Consider the following 25,208-nt stretch of genomic DNA (forward strand, 5'->3'; position numbering starts at 1 on the left):
GGAGAATGATGATGGAAAAAAATTATGCTTTGAATGATATTGTTGAAATGAAGAAACCTCATCCTTGTGGGGAAAATCGTTGGCAAATCATTAGAATGGGTATGGATATTCGAGTTAAGTGTACAAAATGTGGCCATATGGTCATGATGCCAAGAAGAGATTTTGAAAAGAAAATGAAAAAAGTTTTAGAGATAGCAGAAAAATAATTAAAAAAGAAACTATTAAAAAGGAAGAGTGAATTTAATCATGCCATTAACAGCCGGAATCGTAGGTTTACCTAATGTAGGTAAATCAACATTATTTAACGCCATTACAAAAGCAGGAGCAGAAGCTGCTAACTATCCATTTGCAACCATTGATCCAAATGTAGGAGTTGTAGAAGTTCCTGATTACCGTTTAACTCGTTTAACAGAATTAGTTTCTCCAAAGAAGACCGTTCCAACGACTTTTGAATTTACAGATATTGCTGGAATTGTAAAAGGAGCAAGTAAAGGTGAAGGTCTTGGAAACAAGTTTTTGGCTAATATTCGCCAAGTAGATGCAATTTGTCATGTTGTGCGTTGTTTTGAAGATGACAATATTATTCACGTTGAAGGAAAAGTTGACCCAATCTCAGATATCGAAACCATCAATTTAGAATTGGTTTTGGCTGATTTAGAGTCAGTTGAAAAACGCTATACTCGTGTATCAAAAGTTGCACGTACAAAAGATAAAGAAGCTGTTGCAGAATTAGCTGTATTGGATAAAATCAAACCCGTTTTAGAAGCTGGAAAATCAGCTCGTTCAATCGAATTTACAGAAGACGAAGAAAAAACCGTGAAAAGTTTATTCTTGCTAACAACAAAACCTGTTTTGTATGTAGCAAATGTTTCTGAAGACCAAGTTGCAGATACTGAAAATGATGAACTTGTCAATCAAGTACGTAAATTTGCCGCAGAAGAAAATGCAGAAGTAAATGTTATTTGTGCAAGAATTGAAGAAGAAATTGCAGAACTTGAAGATGAAGAAAAAGAACTATTTTTGGAAGAATTAGGAATTGAAGAATCAGGTTTAGATAAGTTGATTCGTTCAGCATACAATCTTTTAGGATTAGGCACTTACTTTACAGCAGGTGTTCAAGAAGTTCGTGCATGGACCTTTAAAAAAGGAATGAAAGCTCCACAAACGGCTGGAATCATCCATAGTGATTTCGAACGTGGATTTATTCGGGCAGAAACGATTTCTTATGAAGATTTTGACAAATATGAAAGCGAACATGCTGCAAAAGAAGCAGGTCGTATGCGCTCTGAAGGTAAAGAGTATGTGGTTAAAGATGGGGATATCATGTTATTTAGATTTAATGTGTAACTATCATCAATGACTAAATAAGTTTAAATCAAGGATTTGAAAGGGGCATTTCACCTGTGGAAGAAACACAAGGAAGCATAATTAAAACAAAAAAAGAAGAAAACAGTGAGTTGTTTAAAAAATTAACAAAAAGAAATGAACAATACATGATGAGTTTAAATAAAGCTCTAGTGGAAAGAAATGTATCTGAAGCTAAAAAAGAAGAAGTGTTTAATGATATGCTTCACAATCTAGTGGAGCGTCAAAAATCAGGAGAAACAGCTCGTCAATTGTATGGAACGGTTACTGAATGTGCGAATCAGTTAGTGGCTAAACCTGAGCCTTCTCAAGAAGGACCATCTGAGAATTGGAAAATCGCTTTAGACGGTGGATTAATGATCGGTGGATTGTTCTCTCTTATCACGGGGCTTTCTGGTCTATTCAACAACGTAGAAGGTTCATCAACGCTAGGCATCATCACAACTTTATTGAACTTTATCGTTGGGGGATTAGTTATTCTATGGATCTCTAAAAATATGCCGGACAGAAAAAATCCTAAAAAAGGCGGCATGTTCCGTTACATCCTGATTTCAACGATTGGAATGCTATCTTTAATGGTAGTGATGACTGGATCTATGATGGTTGTTCCATCATTTATTAATATTCCACTAAATGCTGTTGGCAATATAATAGTGGGTATTTTAGCCTTTGTCGCGAAATACTTTGCAAAACGTAAATTAAATATACGAGGCGGATTATTCTAAAGAATTTAAAGCAATTAAATGAGAAGAACTTTCAATGGACTACAACTGATGTTGTTAATTGAAGGTTCTCTCATTTTTTTTTCATAAAAAACGCTTTAAGTGACAAAATAGTAAGGAAATAAAGATATAAAGAGTTAATTTAGCCCTATGCTCTTGACTAAGCAGGCTATCTCTGTTAATTTTGTAGATAAAATTATTGATCAAATCAATCGGTATAAAAAGGGAGCGGATGGTTGTAATGTCTAATTGGGAAACAAAATTTGCAAAAAAAGGTTTTACTTTTGATGATGTATTGTTGGTACCTGCTGAAAGCCATGTTTTACCAAATGAAGTGGATTTAAGTGTTCAATTAGCTAAAAATATTAAGTTAAATGTTCCAATAATGAGTGCTAGTATGGATACCGTTACGGATTCAAGAATGGCAATTGCAATGGCTCGCCAAGGTGGATTAGGTGTTATCCATAAAAATATGACCATACAACAACAAGCAGATGAAGTGAGAAAAGTAAAGCGTTCTGAAAGTGGCGTTATACTTGATCCGTTCTTTTTAACGCCTACACATTCTGTCTCAGAAGCTGAACAATTGATGAGTCGTTACCGTATTAGCGGTGTTCCTATCGTGAATAGTATGGAAGAACGTACGTTAGTTGGGATTTTAACAAACCGTGACTTGCGTTTTGTAGCAGATTACTCAATTCAAATCGATGAAGTAATGACGAAAGAAAGCTTAGTTACTGCTCCAACAGGGACATCTTTGAAAGAAGCAGAACATATTTTACAACAGCATAAAATTGAAAAATTGCCGATTGTTGATCAAGATGGACGCCTAAGCGGATTGATCACGATTAAAGATATCGAAAAGATTCTTGAGTTTCCTAATGCAGCAAAAGATTCTCATGGTCGTTTGTTGGTTGCAGCAGCAGTTGGAGTTACAAATGATACATTTGACCGCGCTCAAGCTTTGATTGATTCAGGAGCTGATGCAATTGTTATAGATACAGCTCATGGACATAGTGCAGGTGTGATACGTAAGATAAAAGAAATTCGCGAAAAATTCCCTAAAGCTACATTAATTGCTGGAAACGTAGCAACAGGTGCAGCTACTCGTGCATTATATGATGTGGGTGTGGATGTAGTAAAAGTAGGAATTGGTCCAGGATCAATTTGTACAACACGTGTCGTTGCTGGTGTCGGTGTACCTCAGATCACGGCTATCTATGATGCAGCAGAAATAGCACGTGAATACGGTCGTTCTATCATTGCAGATGGTGGGATCAAGTATTCAGGAGATATCGTAAAAGCATTAGCAGCTGGAGGCCATGCTGTTATGCTAGGAAGTATGTTAGCTGGAACAGATGAATCTCCAGGAGAATTCGAAATTTTCCAAGGCCGCCGTTTTAAAACTTATCGTGGAATGGGAAGTTTAGCTGCTATGGAAAAAGGTTCAAGCGATCGTTACTTCCAAGGTACTGTAAATGAAGCAAACAAACTAGTTCCAGAAGGTATTGAAGGTCGTGTTGCTTATAAAGGTGCAGTATCAGATATCGTCTTCCAAATGCTTGGCGGATTGCGCTCAGGTATGGGATATGTTGGAGCAGCAAACCTAGAACAACTACGTGAAGAAACGCAATTTGTTCAAATGAGTGGTGCAGGATTACGTGAGTCTCACCCGCATGATGTACAAATTACAAATGAAGCACCAAACTATTCTGTTCAATAAAATAAAAAGAAGCTCAATAAAGGTCACAATGATCTTTATTGAGCTTCTTTTTAACAAATTCTTTATTATTTTCTGATATGATAAGTAAAATCGAAAAAATACGTCTAAATGAGGGAAATAAAATGAAAATTTTAGTAGTGGATGACGATAAAGAAATTGTTGAACTCTTAAGTATCTATATTCAAAATGAAGGATATGAAGTAGAAAAAGCTTATAATGGAAAAGAAGCATTAACAAAAATCAAAACGATTAAAAATATTGATTTAATGGTACTAGATGTCATGATGCCTAATATGGATGGAAACCAAGTTTTGAAAGAAGTCCGTAAAGAATTGCAACTGCCCATCCTTATGCTAAGTGCTAAAACGACAGATATCGATAAAATAAAAGGTTTAGTGACAGGCGCAGATGATTATGTGGCTAAACCGTTTAATCCGCTAGAAGTGATGGCTAGAATCAAATCTTTATTACGTCGAAGCAATTATACGACTAATATGGAAGAACCCAATAAACTTGAAGTTGGACCATTATTGATTGAAAAAGAATCCCATGAAGTTCGAACAATCAATGGTGAGTTTATTCAATTGACAGCTTTAGAATTTGGTATTTTATATTTGTTAGCCAGCCATCCGAATCGTGTATTTAGTGCAGATGAAATATTTGAACGAGTATGGCAACAAGAAAGTCTTGTTTCAGCTAAAACAGTGATGGTTCATGTGAGTCATTTAAGAGATAAGATCGAAGAAGCAACAGGCGGAGAAAAAGTGATCCAAACCGTTTGGGGAGTAGGGTACAAAATAGGCGAACGATAATATTGTATAGAAACAATGAAAATAGGAGTTGACTGGTCAGTTGAAATTGACAAGAAAAGAAAAAAGCAAGTTGGTCATTGAAGGTTTTATTACCATTGGATTGATCTTGATCTTGTACTACGCGGCTTTTGTTATTTTTAATCGTATGCTTATGGATGCTCCTGCAATGATTCGAGAATATTGGATTTTTGGGGATGCAATCATTAGCATTCGCGGAAATCAAATTATTTCGGTCACACCATTTTTTATAATTTTTTTAACCATTATAGCTATAGCTACTATCTATTGGAGATTGAAAAGACGCTACAAGCAAATGCAGTTGAACCATATCATTAGTGAATTACACTATATTGCAGAAGGTCATTATGAACATCGGATCACTACTGTTTTTGGTGATGATATGGAAAAAGTAGTAGATAGTATCCATGTTTTGGTAGATAGTACAGTGCAAGCGATGGAAGAAGAACGACGAATCGAGCAGTCTAAAGATGAGTTGATCACGAATGTAAGTCACGATATCAGAACACCGTTAACGTCTATTATTGGTTATCTAGGACTGATTGAAGAAAGGCGTTACCAAAATGAAGAAGAATTACTGAAATACACGCATACGGCGTATACTAAAGCTAAGCAGATGAAAGTTTTGGTAGAAGATCTATTTGAATATACAAAAGTAAGGCAAACAACGACGCCTTTAAATTTAACCCAATTTGATATGGTCCAACTATTAGAGCAGTTAGTAGCTGATTTTGAACTAGAAGCTGAAAAAAGACATATGGAAATAGAAGTTATCACTTCTTATGAGACTGTCCAGATGGAAGCTGATACTGAAAAGTTAGTTCGTGTGTTCAATAACTTGATTTCAAATGCTTTAAAATATGGGAAAGGCGGCAAAAAAGTATATATTGAGGTTCAAAAAACTGGAAAAGAAGCCATTATTTCAGTTAATAATGATGGAGCACCAATTCCGGAAAAATCCTTGAATCAATTATTTGACCGCTTCTACCGTGTAGAAGAATCGCGTTCACAAGAAACAGGCGGCACAGGCTTAGGATTAGCCATTGCTCAAAGTATTGTAGCTCTTCATGGTGGGTATATTTATGCCTCTTCTGATGATCGCTTAACGCGTTTTGTCATGCACTTGCCTTTAAAGCAATTAGCTGTAGAATAACTAATGAAATAGGTGGCTTTAACTAGATGTTTAATAAAACAACCGTCTTGTATTAGTTTTAAACAAAAGAGGGTTGTTTTTTTTGCTTTATTTCGCTAACATAGAAAAAGTGTGTAGTAATCGACTACTTAATAACTTGAAAAAATTAAATTAAATTTAAACTGACTGAGGAGACAATAAAAAAATGAAAAACATAAAAAGAATTAGTGCTGTATTTGCTACAACGCTAGTATTAGGAACATTTTCTCCACTAAATTTTATTAGACCAATCACTGCAGAGGCAGCAGCAATAGAACAACCAACTATAGAAGCAGCCGCGGCATTTATTATTGAACCCACAACTGGAAAAGTTTTATTGAACCAAAATGGGGACGAAAAATTAGGTATTGCTTCAATGACTAAGATGATCACTGAATATATTTTATTGGAAGCAATTGAAAATGGCGATTTAGCATGGGATGACCAAATTTCTATTAGTGAATACGCTCATAAAATTAGTCAAAATTATGAACTGTCAAATGTCCCTTTAAGGGTAGATGAAACCTATTCAGTAGAGGAACTATACCAAGCAATGGCTATTTATTCAGCAAATGGAGCGACTATTGCTTTGGCAGAACATATTGCTGGAGATGAAAAAACATTTGTTGATATGATGCGTGAAAAAGTTGAAACATGGGGCATTACAAATTACGAATTGTATAATTCGACAGGGTTATCTAATTCTGATTTGTACGGAAATATATATCCAGGCAGTACCGAAGATAGTGAAAATACAATGACAGCAAGAGAAATGGCGATAGTTGCTCAACGTTTGTTAATTGATTTCCCTGATGTGCTAAAAACATCTAGTATTAGCGAGCAAAAATTTAGAGAAGGTACATCTGATGAAATTAAGATGACCAACTTTAACTGGATGTTGCCAGGTCTAATTTTCGAACGCGAAAATGTTGACGGATTAAAAACCGGAACGACTGATTTTGCTGGGGCTTCAATGACCGGAACAGCTGAAGAAGAAGGCATGCGTATTATTACAATCGTAATGAATGCAACGAACGGACAAGAAGACGAGAGCAAACGGTTTGTTGAGACAGACAAAATGATGGACTGGGCTTTTGAAAACTGGGAAATGGTTCCAGCTTTTGAAGAAAACCAAGTAATTGAAAACATAGATCCGGTAGCTGTAGACGATGGAAAAGAAGATATGATTGAGTTAGCTGTGAAATCAGATGTATCTCTTCTAGTTCCTAAAAATACAGACATCAAAAATACTACTGTAACTATTCAATTGCAAAAAGATTTATTAAATGAATCAGATCATTTAACAGCCCCAATTGAAAAAGGAACTGAAGTAGGAACGGCACAAGTCATCAGCGAAGGTGACGAGCTAGGATATGTTAATGGAGAAGAAGGCGAAGAAGTTACCGTTGTAGCTGCTTCAACTATAGAAAAAGCGAATGTATTTGTTTTAGGTGGGCGCTGGGTGAAAGATTTCATAAGCAACTTATTTTAATCGCAGCTCGATACATGCGACATATACGACTGTTCAAGATACAAAACTAAAGACTTTATGTTACGAGAGGCTGGAATGATTTCCAGCCTTTTTTTTATTGACTTAAAGGAATGGATTGGGTAGAATGTAAGCATATTAATTGAATGAACACGAACGTTAGTAATGCGAGATAGTAAATTGTATTAAATACCCAAAGAGAGTCAGTGGTTGGTGAAAACTGATGGTTTAATCTTTTGAATCCATCGCATGAAGTAAGCAATGAACTCACTACTTGTGATAAAATTGTTTCGGATCCAGACCGTTATCTGATGTAAAGTGTAGAAGATTCTAAGGCAATCTTCTAAAGTTGGGTGGTACCGCGAACATTGAGGCCATTTCGTCCCATATTATAGGGATGGAATGGCTTTTTTTGTCCAATTTAATAAAAAAGAGAGTCAGAAAGGATGATAAAAATGTTAGACATTAAACAGTTAAGAACAGATTTTGATGTTATTGCTAAAAAATTAGAAACACGTGGGGTTAAAGGCGAGGTATTAGAAGACTTCATTAGTTTGGATAAAGAAAGACGTTCATTAATTGTAACAACAGAAGAATTAAAGAGTTACCGTAACGAAGTATCTGGTGCGATTGCAACGTTGAAACGAAATAAAGAAAATGCAGACGAAAAAATAAAAGAAATGCGTGAAGTTGGAGAAAAGATAAAAGCTTTAGACGAACAATTAGCGCAAATTGATGAAAAAATTGAAACAATTGCAACTGGATTGCCTAATTTACCACATGAATCTGTTCCAGTAGGTGCGGATGAAGCAGACAATGTTGAAGTTCGTAAATGGGGTAAACCTGTTAAAATGGACTTCGAAGCTAAAGCTCACTGGGAGATTGCAGAAGAGTTGGATATTTTAGATTTTGAACGAGGAGCAAAAGTATCTGGAAGTCGTTTTGTTTACTATAAAGGATTAGGGGCAAGATTAGAACGTGCAGTATACAACTTTATGTTGAACTTGCATACAGAAGAACACGGTTATACTGAAATGATGACACCTTATTTAGTTAATAGCGATTCAATGTTTGGTACAGGACAATTTCCGAAGTTTAAAGAAGATGTTTTCCAAATTGAAGGAACCGATTTAACATTGATACCAACAGCTGAAGTTCCCTTAACAAACTATTACCGCAATGAAATTTTAAAAGAAGAACAATTACCTGTCTACTTTACGGCCCTAAGTCCTTCATTCAGATCAGAAGCCGGAAGTGCAGGAAGAGATACGCGAGGTTTGATCCGTTTGCACCAATTCAACAAAGTTGAGATGGTTAAATTCAGCAAACCAGAAACGTCTTATGATGAATTAGAAAAAATGACAAACAATGCTGAAGCAGTATTGCAAAAATTAGATTTGCCTTATCGTGTTTTGGCATTATGTACCGGTGATATGGGCTTCTCAGCAGCAAAAACGTATGATTTGGAAGTATGGATTCCTGCTCAAGAAACATATCGTGAAATCAGCTCTTGTTCAAATACTGAAGCATTTCAAGCAAGAAGAGCAAAAATCCGTTACCGTAATGAAGAAAGTGGCAAATTAGAATACGTTCATACCTTGAATGGTTCTGGATTAGCGGTTGGAAGAACAATAGCAGCTATTTTAGAAAATTGCCAACAAGCGGATGGATCTGTAAAAATACCGGATGTATTAATACCTTATATGGGTGGCGTAACAGAGATTCGTAAACAAAATTAAAAAGACGCAAACAGATTAATGTTAACTATTAAGTTTGAGTGCTATACTTTAATAAGTAAGAAAATAAGGGGGAATCGATAGTGAGTGAACAAAAATTTGAAAAAGCAACATTTGCCGGAGGTTGTTTTTGGTGCATGGTAAAACCTTTTGAAACACAGCCAGGTATCGAATCGGTCGTTTCAGGTTATACAGGAGGTCACACGGTTAACCCAACTTATGAAGAAGTATGCACTGAAACAACAGGCCATACAGAAGCTGTTCAGATTACGTTTGATCCTGAAAAATTTAGCTATAAAGATTTAGTAGAAGTTTACTGGCAACAAACAGATCCAACCGATGCCGGAGGACAGTTTGCTGATAGAGGTTCATCGTATCGTCCTGTGATTTTCTATCATAGTGAAGAGCAAAGACAAATAGCAGAAGCTTCTAAAGAAGCATTACAAAATAGTGGTCGGTTTAAACAACCCGTGGTAACGGAAATTCAACCTGCAGAACCTTTTTATCCAGCAGAAGAATATCACCAAGGGTTCTATAAAAAGAATGCTGCTCATTATGCAAGGTACAGACAAGGTTCTGGAAGAGCAGGCTTTATTGAATCAAATTGGGCAAATAACTAAATAATAATTAAAAAAAGAGATTCTCCACAGTAATAATGGAGAATCTCTTTTTTAAAATATAAAATATAGGCTTTTATTCATAAAAAAACATTATACTGCATAATGATTATTTAACTAAAAGTTAGAATTTTAGAATAAAGTTCGGTTTTTTAAAGGTTAAACATGATTTTGAACATTTTTTTAAAAAAATGTTCAGTTTTAAAAATTTGTTTATTTTATTTATCAAAAATGATTGACGAAACGCCAAAACCTTGGTATATTTATATACGTCGCTGAGACAGGTTGAAACAAACCGACACAGCGAAAAAGAAAATTTGAAAAGTTGTTGACAAGTGATATCGAACATGATATTATTAGTAAGTTGTCACAAACGAAACATTCAACTTTAGACCTTTGAAAACTAAACAAAGTAAGACGAACCAAATGTGAGGGTGACTCAGCAGTGCTGAGTCAACAGTAACAAATATAGTGAATAATTATTCGCTAGCAATCAATAATGAGCTTCAAGCATCATTTTATATGAGAGTTTGATCCTGGCTCAGGACGAACGCTGGCGGCATGCCTAATACATGCAAGTCGAACGCTTTTGTTTCACCGGGTGCTTGCACCCACCGAGACAAAAGAGTGGCGGACGGGTGAGTAACACGTGGGTAACCTGCCCATAAGAGGGGGATAACATCCGGAAACGGATGCTAATACCGCATATTTCCAATTGTCTCCTGACAGATGGAAAAAAGGTGGCTTCGGCTACCGCTTATGGATGGACCCGCGGCGTATTAGCTAGTTGGTGAGGTAATGGCTCACCAAGGCGATGATACGTAGCCGACCTGAGAGGGTGATCGGCCACACTGGGACTGAGACACGGCCCAGACTCCTACGGGAGGCAGCAGTAGGGAATCTTCCGCAATGGACGAAAGTCTGACGGAGCAATGCCGCGTGAGTGAAGAAGGTTTTCGGATCGTAAAACTCTGTTGTTAGAGAAGAACAAGGATGAGAGTAACTGCTCATCCCCTGACGGTATCTAACCAGAAAGCCACGGCTAACTACGTGCCAGCAGCCGCGGTAATACGTAGGTGGCAAGCGTTGTCCGGATTTATTGGGCGTAAAGCGAGCGCAGGCGGTTCTTTAAGTCTGATGTGAAAGCCCCCGGCTCAACCGGGGAGGGTCATTGGAAACTGGAGAACTTGAGTGCAGAAGAGGAGAGTGGAATTCCACGTGTAGCGGTGAAATGCGTAGATATGTGGAGGAACACCAGTGGCGAAGGCGACTCTCTGGTCTGTAACTGACGCTGAGGCTCGAAAGCGTGGGGAGCAAACAGGATTAGATACCCTGGTAGTCCACGCCGTAAACGATGAGTGCTAAGTGTTGGAGGGTTTCCGCCCTTCAGTGCTGCAGCTAACGCATTAAGCACTCCGCCTGGGGAGTACGACCGCAAGGTTGAAACTCAAAGGAATTGACGGGGACCCGCACAAGCGGTGGAGCATGTGGTTTAATTCGAAGCAACGCGAAGAACCTTACCAGGTCTTGACATCCTTTGACCACTCTAGAGATAGAGCTTTCCCTTCGGGGACAAAGTGACAGGTGGTGCATGGTTGTCGTCAGCTCGTGTCGTGAGATGTTGGGTTAAGTCCCGCAACGAGCGCAACCCCTATTATTAGTTGCCAGCATTCAGTTGGGCACTCTAGTGAGACTGCCGGTGATAAACCGGAGGAAGGTGGGGATGACGTCAAATCATCATGCCCCTTATGACCTGGGCTACACACGTGCTACAATGGATGGTACAACGAGTCGCAAGGTCGCGAGGCCAAGCTAATCTCTTAAAGCCATTCTCAGTTCGGATTGCAGGCTGCAACTCGCCTGCATGAAGCCGGAATCGCTAGTAATCGCGGATCAGCACGCCGCGGTGAATACGTTCCCGGGTCTTGTACACACCGCCCGTCACACCACGAGAGTTTGTAACACCCGAAGTCGGTGAGGTAACCCTTTTGGGAGCCAGCCGCCTAAGGTGGGACAGATAATTGGGGTGAAGTCGTAACAAGGTAGCCGTATCGGAAGGTGCGGCTGGATCACCTCCTTTCTAAGGAATATAACGGAAACCCACACATTCGTACTTACTTTGTTTAGTTTTGAGAGGTCTAATCTTCTCAATAGATAGATGTTGTTCTTTGAAAACTGGATAAAGTTAAAAATTGTAATTCAAGTAAGAAACCAGAAACACACCGAAAAGTTTTAAAAATGAGTTTTTTAAGGTTCTCATCGTAAGATGAGTATTGAACATTAACGATTAACCATAGGTTAAGTTAATAAGGGCGCACGGTGAATGCCTTGGCACTAGGAGCCGATGAAGGACGGGACTAACGCCGATATGCTTTGGGGAGCTGTAAGTAAGCTTTGATCCAAAGATTTCCGAATGGGGGAACCCAGCATCTTTGATAGGATGTTACTGCTAACTGAATACATAGGTTAGTAGAGGTAGACGCAGAGAACTGAAACATCTAAGTACCTGCAGGAAGAGAAAGAAAAATCGATTCCCTGAGTAGCGGCGAGCGAAACGGGAATAGCCCAAACCAGAAAGCTTGCTTTCTGGGGTTGTAGGACTGAACACATAGAGTCATAAATGGATTTGGTAGGAGAAGCGACCTGGAAAGGTCTGCCGAAGAAGGTAAAAGCCCTGTATCCGAAACCACATCCACTCTGATCAGTATCCTGAGTACGGCGGAACACGAGAAATTCCGTCGGAATCCGGGAGGACCATCTCCCAAGGCTAAATACTCCCTAGTGACCGATAGTGAACCAGTACCGTGAGGGAAAGGTGAAAAGAACCTCGGAAGAGGAGTGAAATAGCCCCTGAAACCGTGTGCCTACAAATAGTTAAAGCCCGTTAATGGGTGATAGCGTGCCTTTTGTAGAATGAACCGGCGAGTTACGATCCCATGCGAGGTTAAGTTGATGAGACGGAGCCGTAGCGAAAGCGAGTCTGAATAGGGCGAATGAGTATGTGGTCGTAGACCCGAAACCAAGTGATCTACCCATGTCCAGGTTGAAGGTGCGGTAATACGCACTGGAGGACCGAACCCACGTATGTTGAAAAATGCGGGGATGAGGTGTGGGTAGCGGAGAAATTCCAATCGAACTTGGAGATAGCTGGTTCTCTCCGAAATAGCTTTAGGGCTAGCCTCGGAATTAGAATCATGGAGGTAGAGCAACTGTTTGGACTAGGGGCCCTTCTCGGGTTACCGAATTCAGATAAACTCCGAATGCCATTGATTTATATCCGGGAGTCAGACTGCGAGTGATAAGATCCGTAGTCGAAAGGGAAACAGCCCAGACCACCAGCTAAGGTCCCAAAGTTTATGTTAAGTGGAAAAGGATGTGGAGTTGCTTAGACAACTAGGATGTTGGCTCAGAAGCAGCCATCATTTAAAGAGTGCGTAATAGCTCACTAGTCGAGTGACCCTGCGCCGAAAATTTACCGGGGCTAAACATAACACCGAAGCTGTGGATAGAACCATTGGTTCTATGGTAGGAGAGCGTTCTAAGGGCGTTGAAGCTAGATCGTGAGGACTAGTGGAGCGCTTAGAAGTGAGAATGCCGGTATGAGTAGCGAAAGACGGGTGAGAATCCCGTCCACCGAATGACTAAGGTTTCCTGGGGAAGGCTCGTCCTCCCAGGGTTAGTCGGGACCTAAGTCGAGGCCGAATGGCGTAGACGATGGACAACAGGTTGAGATTCCTGTACCAGTTTGTTTTGTTTGAACAATGGAGGGACACAGTAGGCTAAGGAATACGCGCTGTTGGATATGCGCGTCCAAGCAACAAGTTTTGAAGTGAGTCAAATGCTTGCTTCTTTAAGAACAAGTTGTGATGGGGAGGGAAATTAAGTACCGAAGTTCCCGATGTCACACTGTCAAGAAAAGCTTCTAGTTAGAAACAAACTGCCCGTACCGCAAACCGACACAGGTAGTCGAGGAGAGAATCCTAAGGTGTGCGAGAGAACTCTCGTTAAGGAACTCGGCAAAATGACCCCGTAACTTCGGGAGAAGGGGTGCTGACCAATTGGTCAGCCGCAGTGAATAGGCCCAGGCGACTGTTTATCAAAAACACAGGTCTCTGCAAAATCGTAAGATGACGTATAGGGGCTGACGCCTGCCCGGTGCTGGAAGGTTAAGAGGATGGGTTAGCTCTCGGGCGAAGCTCAGAATTGAAGCCCCAGTAAACGGCGGCCGTAACTATAACGGTCCTAAGGTAGCGAAATTCCTTGTCGGGTAAGTTCCGACCCGCACGAAAGGCGTAACGATCTGGGCACTGTCTCAACGAGAGACTCGGTGAAATTATAGTACCTGTGAAGATGCAGGTTACCCGCGACAGGACGGAAAGACCCCATGGAGCTTTACTGCAGTTTGATATTGAGTGTTTGTACAGCTTGTACAGGATAGGTAGGAGCCATTGAAGCCAGGACGCCAGTCTTGGTGGAGGCGTTGGTGGGATACTACCCTTGCTGTATGACCACTCTAACCCACAGCCCTTATCGGGCTGGGAGACAGTGTCTGACGGGCAGTTTGACTGGGGCGGTCGCCTCCTAAAGTGTAACGGAGGCGCCCAAAGGTTCCCTCAGAATGGTTGGAAATCATTCGCAGAGTGTAAAGGCATAAGGGAGCTTGACTGCGAGACCTACAAGTCGAGCAGGGACGAAAGTCGGGCTTAGTGATCCGGTGGTTCCGCATGGAAGGGCCATCGCTCAACGGATAAAAGCTACCCTGGGGATAACAGGCTTATCTCCCCCAAGAGTCCACATCGACGGGGAGGTTTGGCACCTCGATGTCGGCTCATCGCATCCTGGGGCTGTAGTCGGTCCCAAGGGTTGGGCTGTTCGCCCATTAAAGCGGTACGCGAGCTGGGTTCAGAACGTCGTGAGACAGTTCGGTCCCTATCCGTCGCGGGCGTAGGAAATTTGAGAGGAGCTGTCCTTAGTACGAGAGGACCGGGATGGACACACCTCTGGTGTACCAGTTGTTCTGCCAAGGGCATTGCTGGGTAGCTATGTGTGGACGGGATAAACGCTGAAAGCATCTAAGCGTGAAGCCCCCCTCAAGATGAGATTTCCCATCACGTAAGTGAGTAAGACCCCTGAGAGATGATCAGGTTGATAGGTTGGAAGTGGAAGTCTAGCGATAGATGGAGCGGACCAATACTAATCGGTCGAGGACTTAACCAAAGAATAAACGGTGTACGACGGTTTCTAAACGAAGAACAAACTTTTAACTTATCCAGTTTTGAGAGAACAACGTTCTCTAGATTGAAATTTGTGTGGTGGCGATGGCAAGAAGGTCACACCTGTTCCCATGCCGAACACAGCAGTTAAGCTTCTTAGCGCCGATGGTAGTGAAGGGTTTCCCTTTGTGAGAGTAGGACGCTGCCACGCAAACAAAAAGACATCATCTTCGGATGGTGTCTTTTTTTGTGTTCGAATAAGAATGTTAAATAGAATATCATAGATAAAATAATAACCAAGCCTTTCAAGAGATCTAGAATTGTGTCACGTGAAACAATTCAAAAATAAGTTGATAAAATAAAGAGCTGAAACGGTTCAAATTTTTATCTAAATATTCCAATGGTTATGCGTATTAGATAGACTTAACAATTTTTCTTCAATGGTAAGTAAATAGAAATTAAGTCTAAGAAAAATAAAATGATTAAATAGTATTAATGGGTAAGGTTGTATTCTTAAGTATAAAAATACACTCCAAGAGTTCGAGCTTTTGGAGTGTATCTCACTATATCTATTAGATAAATTAAGTTGGTTTAAATTACTTAATTACTTCTTGAGTTTCTGGATCAAAGAAATGACATTTGTTTAAGTTGAAGGATAGGTCAATAAATTCTCCAGGTTCATGGAAATCTCTAGCATCAACTTTTGAAATAAATTCAGTACCATCAACTTTAGTATAAAGCATAGTTTCAGCTCCAAGTAATTCTGATACCACTACTTCAGCATGAACGATACTATCAGGATTAGCATCTAAAACAATTTGTTCGCTATGAATATCTTCTGGACGAATACCGAAAATCAATTTCTTACCATCATAACCTTTAGATATAAGATTTTTTGCATTTCTTTCATCAACTTTGATAGACAATCCTTGACCATTAGAAATAATATTATTATTTAAAGTAACATCAAAGAAATTCATTGCTGGAGAACCAATAAATCCTGCAACAAAGACATTAACTGGTGTATTGTAAACTTCTTTAGGAGTACCGATTTGTTGAACAAATCCATCTTTCATGATAACAATACGGTCTGCCATAGTCATCGCTTCTGTTTGGTCATGAGTAACATAGATAGTAGTTGTATCTAGACGACGGTGCAGTTTTGCAATCTCTGCACGCATAGCTACACGTAACTTAGCATCTAAATTTGATAAAGGTTCGTCCATTAAGAATACTTTGGCATCACGAACGATAGCACGTCCTAATGCAACACGTTGACGTTGTCCACCAGATAATGCAGCAGGTTTACGTTTTAAGAAATCAGTTAAACCTAAAATCTCAGCAGCTTCTTCAACACGTTGTTTAATTTCTTCTTTTTTGTATTTACGTAATTTTAAACCAAAAGCCATATTATCGTATACAGTCATATGAGGGTATAAGGCATAGTTTTGGAAAACCATCGCAATATCGCGGTCTTTTGGAGCAACATCATTGACTAATTTGTCTCCAATGTATAATTCGCCTTCTGAAATGTCTTCAAGTCCAGCAACCATACGTAATGTAGTTGATTTCCCACAACCAGAGGGACCAACAAATACAATAAACTCTTTATCTTTAATATCTAAATTAAAGTCTGTTACAGAAAGAAAATCATTATTTTCATATTTTTTATTAATATTTTTTAGTGCGATTTCTACCATTTTTTTCACTTATCCTCTCTTAAATAGCTAAGTTATTATAAAACAATCATAATGTAAACGCTATTTTAACGAAAGGGGAATCTGCACAAAACTTTTTGTAAATAGTTGTGCATGTTGCACATACAAAGAAAAATTGAGGAAAGAGGAGTAGAATATTCAATAGTAAATCGCTAGTTGAACCATTTTTTGTTATAATCAAAGAGTTAATGAATAGTATGCGAAATGAGGAAATTTAAAGATATGGAAAAGAAACGCGGATTTGAAATTGTAACAGATTATAAAACAAAAGGTATAAACTTACCAGTAAGAGCAACCAATCATGCAGCAGGCTATGATTTTGAAGCTGCTGAAGATACAATCGTACCTTCAATTTGGAAAGTGTTGTTTAAAGGTATGGCTCAAGAAATAAAACATAAAGAAAATGAAGCTTCACTTTTAGAACAAAATAAAAAATATCTAAAACCCACACTTGTACCAACAGGCATCAAAGCCTATATGGGAGAAGATGAATACTTGCAATTAGCAAATCGTTCAAGTAATCCAATCAAACACCAATTGGTTTTACCGAATGGGGTAGGGATTATTGATTCAGATTACTACAACAATGAAAACAACGAAGGTCACATATATTTTCAATTTATTCATTTTGGTTTAACAGACCATGTAGTGAAGAAAGGTGACCGAATTGGCCAAGGAATTTTTATGCCATTCTTGAAAGCAGATGTGGATAAAGAAAGCGGAAAAGTCCGTTCTGGTGGTTTCGGTTCTTCTGGAAGATAAATTTCATGTTATTCCTTACTCTACCGTTCAATTCATTAGTTGAAATCCGGATTGGAACTAAATTGAAGAATGACAGAAATTTAAATTTGATTTTTTAGTGAACTTAGTTTGAATTAACTGGCTTTTAATGGTTTCAACGCCTATTCTAATCGCTTTTATGTTAAAATAAAACTAAATCGTTTTTTAAAACTCTGAAGGTGAGGCTGAATAGGTGGCAAAAAAGAAAACAACAAAGTTTGTCTGCCAAGCATGTGGTTATGAATCACCTAAATGGATGGGTCGTTGTCCAAATTGCGGCAGTTGGAACCAAATGGAAGAAGAAATCGTTGCAGATAAAAATGATCGTAGAAGTCGTGTCAGTATGACAGGTAAAACGGCTAAGGCTGAAGCAATTCAAGACATAAACGTATCTAAAGTTCCCAGAGTCAAAACAGAATTAAAAGAGTTGAATCGTGTTTTAGGCGGTGGAGTAGTTCCAGGCTCACTAGTTCTAATCGGAGGAGACCCAGGTATCGGAAAATCGACTCTTTTACTGCAAGTTTCAGCTCAATTGAATCTAGCAGGTGGAAAAGTGTTATACGTAAGTGGTGAAGAGAGCGCTAGCCAGATTAAAATGCGGGCGAATCGATTGGGTGTTAAAGGTGCTGACTTTTATATTTATCCAGAAACGGATATGGGTGCTATAAGACAAACAATTGAAGATTTGAAACCTGATTATGTTATTATTGATTCTATTCAAACTATGAATCAACCAGATATCACTGGAGTAGTAGGAAGTGTTTCTCAAGTTAGAGAAAGCACAGCTGATTTAATGAAAATTGCAAAAACGAATAATATTGCTATTTTTATAGTGGGACATGTTACAAAAGAAGGGGCTATCGCTGGTCCACGTATGTTGGAACATATGGTAGACACCGTATTGTATTTTGAAGGAGAAAGGCATCATACTTTCCGTATTTTAAGAGCTGTTAAAAACCGATTTGGCTCTACCAATGAGATTGGGATCTTTGAAATGCGTGAAGGTGGGTTAGTTGAAGTGTTAAACCCTTCAGAAATGTTTCTAGAGGAACGGTTATCTGGAGCTACAGGATCTGCTGTAGTGGCTTCAATGGAAGGATCGCGACCAATTTTAGCTGAAATCCAGTCTTTGATCACACCGACTGCTTTTGGGAATGCTAAGCGAACAGCAAGTGGCTTAGATCATAATCGTGTATCGTTGATTATGGCGGTGTTGGAAAAAAGAGCAGGATTGTTGTTGCAAAACCAAGATGCCTATTTAAAATCAGCAGGTGGCGTAAAATTAGATGAACCTGCGATCGACTTAGCGATCGCCATCAGTGTCGCTTCTAGTTACCAAGAAAAAGAAACAAAAGAAACCGACTGTTTTATCGGAGAAATCGGCTTGACTGGAGAAATCAGACGTGTGAGCCGAATTGAACAAAGGGTAAATGAAGCGACTAAACTAGGGTTTAAACGCATCATGATTCCGAAAAATAATATTGGCGGATGGGAATTCCCTAGTAATGTAGATATTATTGGAGTGACAACTATTTCTGAAGCAATAAAGAAAGCTTTTTCTTAAATAAAGCAAAATAAAATGGGAAAGTTCCTGTTCTTTTTGTAGAACAGGAGCCCCATTTATAAAGGAGGAATACTTTTGGTAAAAAAAATTATAACCGGTATATTCATATTGATCGGTGGAAGTATTGGAGCAAGTTTGATGCCGATTGCCTGGGATATGGCAGGGGTTGAAAATCTTTACATCAACAATGTAGTCACAAATATTCTGATTGGTGCTATTATATTTTTATTTATTTCTTTTTTATCAGTGACATACATTGAACAAGCCTTTAAAAAAATCGAAACTTTTTTAAGTCAACAAAGTGTGACCTATTTATTATTTGGGAGTTTAGGAACGATCATAGGATTGGTGCTGGCTTGGCTAATTAGTGTGGTCCTAATTGGTATGAATATTCGAGTTATTAGTGATGTAATACCTTTTATCCTTGTTATTGGTTTTGCTTACTTAGGGTTTCGTGTTGGAACAACACGTAGAGACGAGTGGCGTAAGCTTTTTCAACCGAAGGTAAAAAAGAATACGGAAGATGAAGATGGAAAAGTTTTAGAGCGTAGAGCAGATGAGACTTTTCGTAAATATAAAATATTAGATACAAGCGTTATTATTGATGGAAGAATCTATGATATTGCAAAAACAGGTTTTCTTGAAGGAACGATTTTGATTCCTAATTTTGTTTTACAAGAATTGCAGTACATTGCAGATTCCTCTGATAGTTTAAAACGAGTACGTGGACGTAGAGGATTAGATATCTTGAATGCATTGCAAAAAGAAAATGACATGCAAGTTGAAATGTACGACGGAGACTTTGAAGACATTACAGAAGTAGACAGCAAATTAATTAAACTAGCTAAATTATTAGACGGTGTTGTGGTAACAAATGACTACAACTTAAACAAAGTGAGTGAGTTCCAAAATGTACCGGTATTAAACATAAACGAATTGGCTAATGCTGTGAAGCCAGTCGTTATTCCAGGCGAAAACATGACGGTCATGATCGTTAAAGCTGGAACAGAACGCAGTCAAGGAGTAGCATACTTAGATGACGGAACCATGATCGTTGTTGAAGAAGGACAACACTTTATGAATAAAACAATTGAAGTTGTCGTAACCAGTGCGCTTCAAACAGCTGCTGGACGTATGATTTTTGCAAAACCGGTTCATTCTCAAAAAGGCATTAAAGATAGAGAGTAGGAAGTGATGCGATGAATAAGGACTATGAGCTGATTTTATTGGCAGCTGGTCATGGGAGACGCATGAGATCTTCTAAGAATAAAATTTTATTGCCTTTACTAGATAAGCCGTTGATTGAATACCCATTGAATATTTTTTTAAAAGATGAGTATTGCAGCCACATCATTTTAGTTGTAAAAGAAGATGAAGTTGAATTGATCAATGATTTATTGCGACAAGAGCAGATGTTCAGTGGAAAAAAAATCACCATAGCAATAGGCGGAACGGAACGACAGCATAGCGTCTACAATGGATTGAAAAAATTGAATAATAAAACATCGGGTATCGTAATGATCCATGATGGTGCAAGGCCTTTTATTGAACTGGAAGCTGTTCATCGATTGTACAAAGAAGTTCAAAAGATGGGGGCTGCTATTTTAGGAGTACCTGCTAAAGATACGATTAAAGCTGTTTACCCAAACCAGACTGTCAAGGTGACTTTGCCCAGAAGTGAATTATGGCAGATACAGACTCCCCAAGCGTTTAAAAGCTCCATAGTTCTGCAAGCTCATGAAAAAGCTAAAGAAGATCATTTTTTAGGCACAGATGATGCTTCATTAGTAGAACGAATAGAAAAAGAAATAGTAGTAATAGAAGGGTCCTATGATAATATAAAGATAACGACTCCTGAAGATATGGTAACTGGAAAAGCTATTTTGCTCCATAGAAAACAGCAAAAGAAGTAAAGGGAGGTTAGCTTATGATTCGCGTAGGACAAGGTTATGATGTTCATCAATTGGTAAGGGATAGAAGCTTAATCATTGGTGGAGTAACAATTCCTTATGAATATGGATTGTTGGGTCATTCTGATGCTGACGTGTTGCTTCATGCTATTATTGATGCCTTATTAGGGGCTGCTGGCAAAGGAGATATAGGCTATCATTTTCCGGATACAGATGAACAATTTAAAAATGTCGATTCAAGAGAGTTATTACGTAAGGTATGGCGTTTGTTAAAACAAGAAGGTTATACGATTGGAAATATTGATGCAACTGTTTTAGCTGAAAGGCCGAAATTAGCTCCTTATTTAGCTGAAATGAAAGAAAACATAGCTTATGATTGTCAAACTAGTATCCAGCATGTTAACGTAAAGGCGACAACTTCAGAAACAATGGGTTTTATTGGTCGAAAAGAAGGCCTTGCAGCTATGGCTGTTTGTTTATTAGAGAAACAAGATAGAACCCCTTCGCCTATTTAATAAGAATAAGTGAGCTTAGAGTTAACCTAATAGAGAATAAAAAAACTATAAGAAAAGAGGAAATAAATTATGACAAAAAAAATTCGTGTACGTTATGCGCCAAGCCCAACAGGATATCTACATATAGGAAACGCGCGTACAGCGTTATTTAACTATTTATACGCACGACACAATGGTGGAGACTTCATTATCCGTATTGAAGATACAGACCAAAAACGAAATATTGAAGGCGGAGAAACTAGCCAATTAGAAAACTTGAAATGGTTAGGGATGGATTGGGATGAAAGCCCTAATAATCCTGGAGACTTTGGTCCGTATCGTCAATCTGAACGTAGAGAGATCTATGATCCATTAGTAGAACAATTATTATTAAGCAATCGTGCGTACAAATGTTACTGTTCTGAAGAAGAGTTAGAAGAAGAACGTGAAGCCCAAAGAGCTAGAGGAGAAATGCCTCATTACGGTGGTAAATGTGCTCATTTAACAGCTAAAGAAAAACAAGAAAAAGAAGCAGCTGGAATTGAACCAGTTATTCGTTTCCGTGTGGTTAAAGAAAACACGTATAGTTTTGAAGACATCGTGAAAGGCCCTATCTCATTTGAAGCAGAAAGTATAGGAGGAGACTTTGTTATCGTGAAACGCGATGGCATGCCAACATACAATTTTGCTGTTGCCGTAGATGACCATTTTATGGAAATTACTCATGTTTTACGTGGAGATGACCATATTGCCAATACGCCAAAACAATTAATGATCTATGAAGCTTTTGGTTGGGAAGCTCCTCAATTTGGACACATGACATTGATCATCAATAGCGAAACAGGTAAAAAATTAAGCAAACGTGATGGAAACATCTTACAATTTATCGAACAATACCGTGAACTAGGCTATTTACCTGAAGCAATGTTTAACTTTATCTCATTATTGGGATGGTCACCGGTTGGAGAAGAAGAAATCTTTGATCATGATACATTCGTAGAAATGTTTGATCCTAACCGTTTAAGCAAATCTCCAGCTGCATTTGACGCTAAAAAATTGGAATGGATCAACAACCAATACATGAAACAAGCTGATTTAGAAACCGTAACAAAATTAGCTTTGCCGCATTTAATCAAAGCTGGATATGTTGAAGAAGATGCATCTCCAGAGAAAAAAGAATGGGTTCAAAAAGTAGTTGGATTATACCATGAACAAATGAGTTATGGTGCAGAGATCGTTGAATTATCAAGTTTATTCTTTAGTGAAGAACCAGCGATAGACAGCGTAGCAAAAGAAGTTTTAGAAGGCGAAACAGTATCAGAAGTATTAACGGCCTTTTCTAAACAATTAGAAGAAATTCAACCTTTTGATGCAGATGAAATCAAAAAAGCAATCAAAGCCGTTCAAAAAGAAACAGGAATTAAAGGGAAAAATCTCTTTATGCCAATTCGTGTAGCTGTTACAGGGCAATCACACGGACCAGAAATCGGACCAACCATTGAACTTCTTGGCCGAGAAAAAGCGCAAGCTCATTTACAAGCTGCATTAGCAAAACTATAGAATTAAGAAGTAGAGCACAAAAATTTTAGTCAAAAAATGCTGAGTTAAATAATAGTAAAGACGATGACGAGAAAGAGTAACCCTATCAACATCCAAAGAGAGTCTGTGCTGGTGGAAGCAGATGGTGGTGATCGGGTGAAGTGCATCTCTGAGTTAGAGAGTTGAATAAAGTAGACTCTTATCGGTTAACACCCGTTAGCGTGTCAAAGGTCGTTTGTTCTATTCAGTAGGAAGAAGACGATAAAGAAAAGTGGAACCACGCAGTAGCGTCTTTTATATATAAGACGCTACTTTTTTTGTAAAGTAAATTAATTGCAGAAAGAAACCAATAAGGTGGAATAATCTATGAGGAGATTAAGAGAAGACATTCAAACAATCAAAAAGAATGATCCCTCAGTAAAAAGTACAATTGAAATTCTATTAACGTATCCTAGTTTTTACGCGATTTTATTTCATCGATGGGCCCATTTTTTATACCAACGTAATGGCTTTTTGATCAGTCGTGTCTTAGCTAATTTTTCTCGCTTTTTAACCGGCATTGAAATCCATCCTGGAGCAGTATTAGGCAGAAGAGTGTTCATTGATCATGGTATGGGTGTTGTCATTGGAGAAACAGCTGAAGTGGGTGATGAAGTTGTTATTTTTCATGGTGTGACATTAGGTGGAACTGGGAAAGATAAAGGGAAACGTCATCCTACGATTGGAAACAATGTTTTATTGTCAGCCCATGTACAAGTTTTGGGTCCTATTAGGATTGGAGATAATTCAAAAATTGGCGCATCAGCAGTAGTTTTAGAAGAGATACCGGCTAATTCAACTGCAGTTGGGATTCCTGCTAAAGTAGTCAAATTAAATGGAGAAAAACTTTCCCATTAAAAATCTGTCTTTAAATAGAAAAGGAGAGCAGCTATGCTAAAAATCTATAATACATTAACGAGAAAAAAAGAAGAATTTGTTCCAATAGAAGAAGGCAAAGTATCAATGTATGTTTGTGGACCAACAGTTTATAATTATATTCATATTGGTAATGCTCGCAGTACAGTTGCTTTTGATACCGTTAGAAGATATTTGGAGTACCGAGGCTATGATGTAGCATATGTGTCCAATTTTACAGATGTAGACGATAAAATTATTCGTACAGCAAAAGAAATGAATCTAACAGCTCCAGAAATAGCGGATAAGTTTATTGCAGCTTATCATGAAGATACCCATGCATTAGGAGTAGAAGAAGCAACACATTATCCTCGTGTAATGGAAAATATGTCTGAAATCATTGATTTTATAGCAGTATTGATAAAAAAAGGGTATGCTTATGAAGCAGAAGGTGATGTTTACTACCGCACTAGAAAATTTAAAGAGTATGGAAAATTAAGTGATATCTCAATCGATGACCTAGAAGTTGGAGCAAGCAATCGTTTAAATGACCAAGAAAATAATAAAAAAGAAGATCCGCTAGACTTTGCTTTATGGAAATCGGCTAAAGCAGATGAAATTTCTTGGGAATCTCCTTGGGGAGCAGGGCGTCCAGGCTGGCATATTGAATGTTCTGTAATGGCCACAAAATATTTAGGCGATACAATCGATATTCATGCCGGCGGACAAGATTTAGCCTTCCCACATCATGAAAATGAAATTGCCCAAAGCGAAGCTAAAACAGGTCATCCCTTTGCACATTATTGGATGCATAATGGATTTGTAACGATGGATAATGAAAAAATGAGTAAATCACTTGGCAATTTTGTATTGGTTCACGATATGATCAAACAAATAGATCCCCAAATTTTACGTTTCTTTATGGCAACGACTCAATACCGCAGACCCATTAGTTACAATGATACGACCATTGAAGAAGCTAAAGCTAATTTGACGAAAGTAAGAATGGCTTATGACAACGTCAACTACCGTTTAAAAGATGCAGCTGCAACAAGCGAAGATGATGAAAAAATGCTAAAACAGATCAAATCATTTAAAGCAGACTTTATTAAGGAAATGGATGATGATTTTAATTCTGCTAATGGCATTACAGTCGTTTACGAAATGGCAAAAGCTATGAATATTTATAGCGAACGTGCGTTTGTTTCTAAAGCTGTTTTAGAAGCTATGTTGGATCAGTACAAGGAATTAATTCAAGTATTTGGTATCACTTTTGAGGAAACGGAATTGTTAGATGAAACCATTGAACAGTTGATTGAAGAAAGAAATACAGCACGTGCGATGAAAAATTTCCAACGCAGTGATGAGATTAGAGATCAGTTGAAAGAAGAAGGCATTATTTTAGACGATACACCGCAAGGAACAAGATGGAGAAGAGGATAA

General features: G+C 38.4%; 18 protein-coding genes, 3 rRNA genes and 2 other annotated features. Of the genes, 20 read left to right on the forward strand and 1 reads right to left on the reverse strand.

What is annotated here, in order from left to right:
• Positions 1-11 precede the first annotated feature (11 nt).
• The 12 genes from NST49_RS02895 to rrf all read left to right on the forward strand — a co-directional run bounded on the left by NST49_RS02895 (position 12) and on the right by rrf (position 15,077).
• Positions 12-206, forward strand: coding sequence for a DUF951 domain-containing protein (locus tag NST49_RS02895; protein WP_023179650.1), 195 nt, complete (start codon positions 12-14; stop codon positions 204-206).
• 40 nt (positions 207-246) lie between these two features.
• Positions 247-1,347, forward strand: coding sequence for a redox-regulated ATPase YchF (gene ychF / locus NST49_RS02900; protein WP_023179649.1), 1,101 nt, complete (start codon positions 247-249; stop codon positions 1,345-1,347).
• A gap of 56 nt (positions 1,348-1,403) precedes the next feature.
• A complete protein-coding gene (locus NST49_RS02905; RefSeq protein ID WP_034537993.1) occupies positions 1,404-2,090 on the forward strand; it encodes a DUF1129 domain-containing protein in 687 nt (228 codons plus the stop codon).
• Between the two features lie 238 nt (positions 2,091-2,328).
• Positions 2,329-3,810 (forward strand): IMP dehydrogenase, encoded by a 1,482-nt coding sequence (guaB, locus tag NST49_RS02910; protein ID WP_023179644.1) that lies wholly within the window; start codon positions 2,329-2,331, stop codon positions 3,808-3,810.
• 122 nt (positions 3,811-3,932) lie between these two features.
• Positions 3,933-4,622 (forward strand): response regulator transcription factor, encoded by a 690-nt coding sequence (locus tag NST49_RS02915; RefSeq protein ID WP_023179642.1) that lies wholly within the window; start codon positions 3,933-3,935, stop codon positions 4,620-4,622.
• 28 nt (positions 4,623-4,650) lie between these two features.
• Positions 4,651-5,793: a sensor histidine kinase gene (locus NST49_RS02920; RefSeq protein ID WP_420867479.1), complete on the forward strand. Its 1,143-nt coding sequence runs from the start codon at positions 4,651-4,653 to the stop codon at positions 5,791-5,793.
• 184 nt (positions 5,794-5,977) lie between these two features.
• The gene (locus NST49_RS02925) at positions 5,978-7,303 is read left to right on the forward strand and encodes a serine hydrolase (RefSeq protein ID WP_341046920.1); all 1,326 of its coding nucleotides are present in this window, start codon (positions 5,978-5,980) and stop codon (positions 7,301-7,303) included.
• Positions 7,304-7,453: 150 nt separating this feature from the next.
• Positions 7,454-7,690: a binding site (T-box leader), on the forward strand.
• 65 nt (positions 7,691-7,755) lie between these two features.
• Positions 7,756-9,039: a serine--tRNA ligase gene (serS, locus tag NST49_RS02930; RefSeq protein WP_023179636.1), complete on the forward strand. Its 1,284-nt coding sequence runs from the start codon at positions 7,756-7,758 to the stop codon at positions 9,037-9,039.
• Between the two features lie 80 nt (positions 9,040-9,119).
• Positions 9,120-9,656, forward strand: a complete 537-nt coding sequence (gene msrA / locus NST49_RS02935; RefSeq protein ID WP_023179634.1) for a peptide-methionine (S)-S-oxide reductase MsrA — start codon at positions 9,120-9,122, stop codon at positions 9,654-9,656.
• Positions 9,657-10,171: 515 nt separating this feature from the next.
• A 16S ribosomal RNA gene (locus NST49_RS02940) occupies positions 10,172-11,733 on the forward strand.
• A 216-nt stretch (positions 11,734-11,949) separates the two neighbouring features.
• Positions 11,950-14,870 (forward strand): 23S ribosomal RNA (locus tag NST49_RS02945).
• A 91-nt stretch (positions 14,871-14,961) separates the two neighbouring features.
• Positions 14,962-15,077, forward strand: a 5S ribosomal RNA gene (gene rrf / locus NST49_RS02950).
• The 16S, 23S and 5S rRNA genes sit together here, the layout of an rRNA operon.
• Before the next feature lie 385 nt (positions 15,078-15,462).
• Here rrf and NST49_RS02955 read toward each other — a convergent pair.
• A complete protein-coding gene (locus NST49_RS02955) occupies positions 15,463-16,566 on the reverse strand; it encodes an ABC transporter ATP-binding protein (RefSeq protein WP_043945832.1) in 1,104 nt (367 codons plus the stop codon).
• Between the two features lie 240 nt (positions 16,567-16,806).
• Here NST49_RS02955 and NST49_RS02960 point away from each other — a divergent pair, with 240 nt between their 5' ends.
• The 8 genes from NST49_RS02960 (at position 16,807) to cysS (ending at position 25,208) form a co-directional block, all read left to right on the forward strand.
• Positions 16,807-17,346, forward strand: a complete 540-nt coding sequence (locus tag NST49_RS02960; protein WP_251165937.1) for a dUTP diphosphatase — start codon at positions 16,807-16,809, stop codon at positions 17,344-17,346.
• A gap of 211 nt (positions 17,347-17,557) precedes the next feature.
• Entirely contained in the window at positions 17,558-18,928 is a 1,371-nt protein-coding gene (gene radA / locus NST49_RS02965) for a DNA repair protein RadA (protein WP_023179629.1), read from the forward strand.
• Positions 18,929-19,003: 75 nt separating this feature from the next.
• Positions 19,004-20,116 (forward strand): PIN/TRAM domain-containing protein, encoded by a 1,113-nt coding sequence (locus NST49_RS02970; RefSeq protein ID WP_023179627.1) that lies wholly within the window; start codon positions 19,004-19,006, stop codon positions 20,114-20,116.
• A gap of 11 nt (positions 20,117-20,127) precedes the next feature.
• Positions 20,128-20,841 (forward strand): 2-C-methyl-D-erythritol 4-phosphate cytidylyltransferase, encoded by a 714-nt coding sequence (gene ispD / locus NST49_RS02975; RefSeq protein ID WP_023179625.1) that lies wholly within the window; start codon positions 20,128-20,130, stop codon positions 20,839-20,841.
• A 14-nt stretch (positions 20,842-20,855) separates the two neighbouring features.
• On the forward strand, positions 20,856-21,353 hold the full coding sequence (gene ispF / locus NST49_RS02980) for a 2-C-methyl-D-erythritol 2,4-cyclodiphosphate synthase (RefSeq protein ID WP_034537988.1): 498 nt from the start codon (positions 20,856-20,858) through the stop codon (positions 21,351-21,353).
• A gap of 69 nt (positions 21,354-21,422) precedes the next feature.
• Complete coding sequence (gene gltX, locus NST49_RS02985) at positions 21,423-22,892, forward strand: glutamate--tRNA ligase (protein ID WP_023179622.1); 1,470 nt, start codon at positions 21,423-21,425, stop codon at positions 22,890-22,892.
• 54 nt (positions 22,893-22,946) lie between these two features.
• Positions 22,947-23,169 (forward strand) — a binding site (T-box leader).
• 68 nt (positions 23,170-23,237) lie between these two features.
• Positions 23,238-23,768, forward strand: coding sequence for a serine O-acetyltransferase EpsC (epsC, locus tag NST49_RS02990; protein WP_023179620.1), 531 nt, complete (start codon positions 23,238-23,240; stop codon positions 23,766-23,768).
• A 33-nt stretch (positions 23,769-23,801) separates the two neighbouring features.
• The gene (cysS, locus tag NST49_RS02995; protein WP_341046927.1) at positions 23,802-25,208 is read left to right on the forward strand and encodes a cysteine--tRNA ligase; all 1,407 of its coding nucleotides are present in this window, start codon (positions 23,802-23,804) and stop codon (positions 25,206-25,208) included.

It is taken from the genome of Carnobacterium sp. FSL W8-0810 (genome assembly GCF_038007125.1).
In the GTDB taxonomy this organism is placed as follows: domain Bacteria; phylum Bacillota; class Bacilli; order Lactobacillales; family Carnobacteriaceae; genus Carnobacterium_B; species Carnobacterium_B inhibens.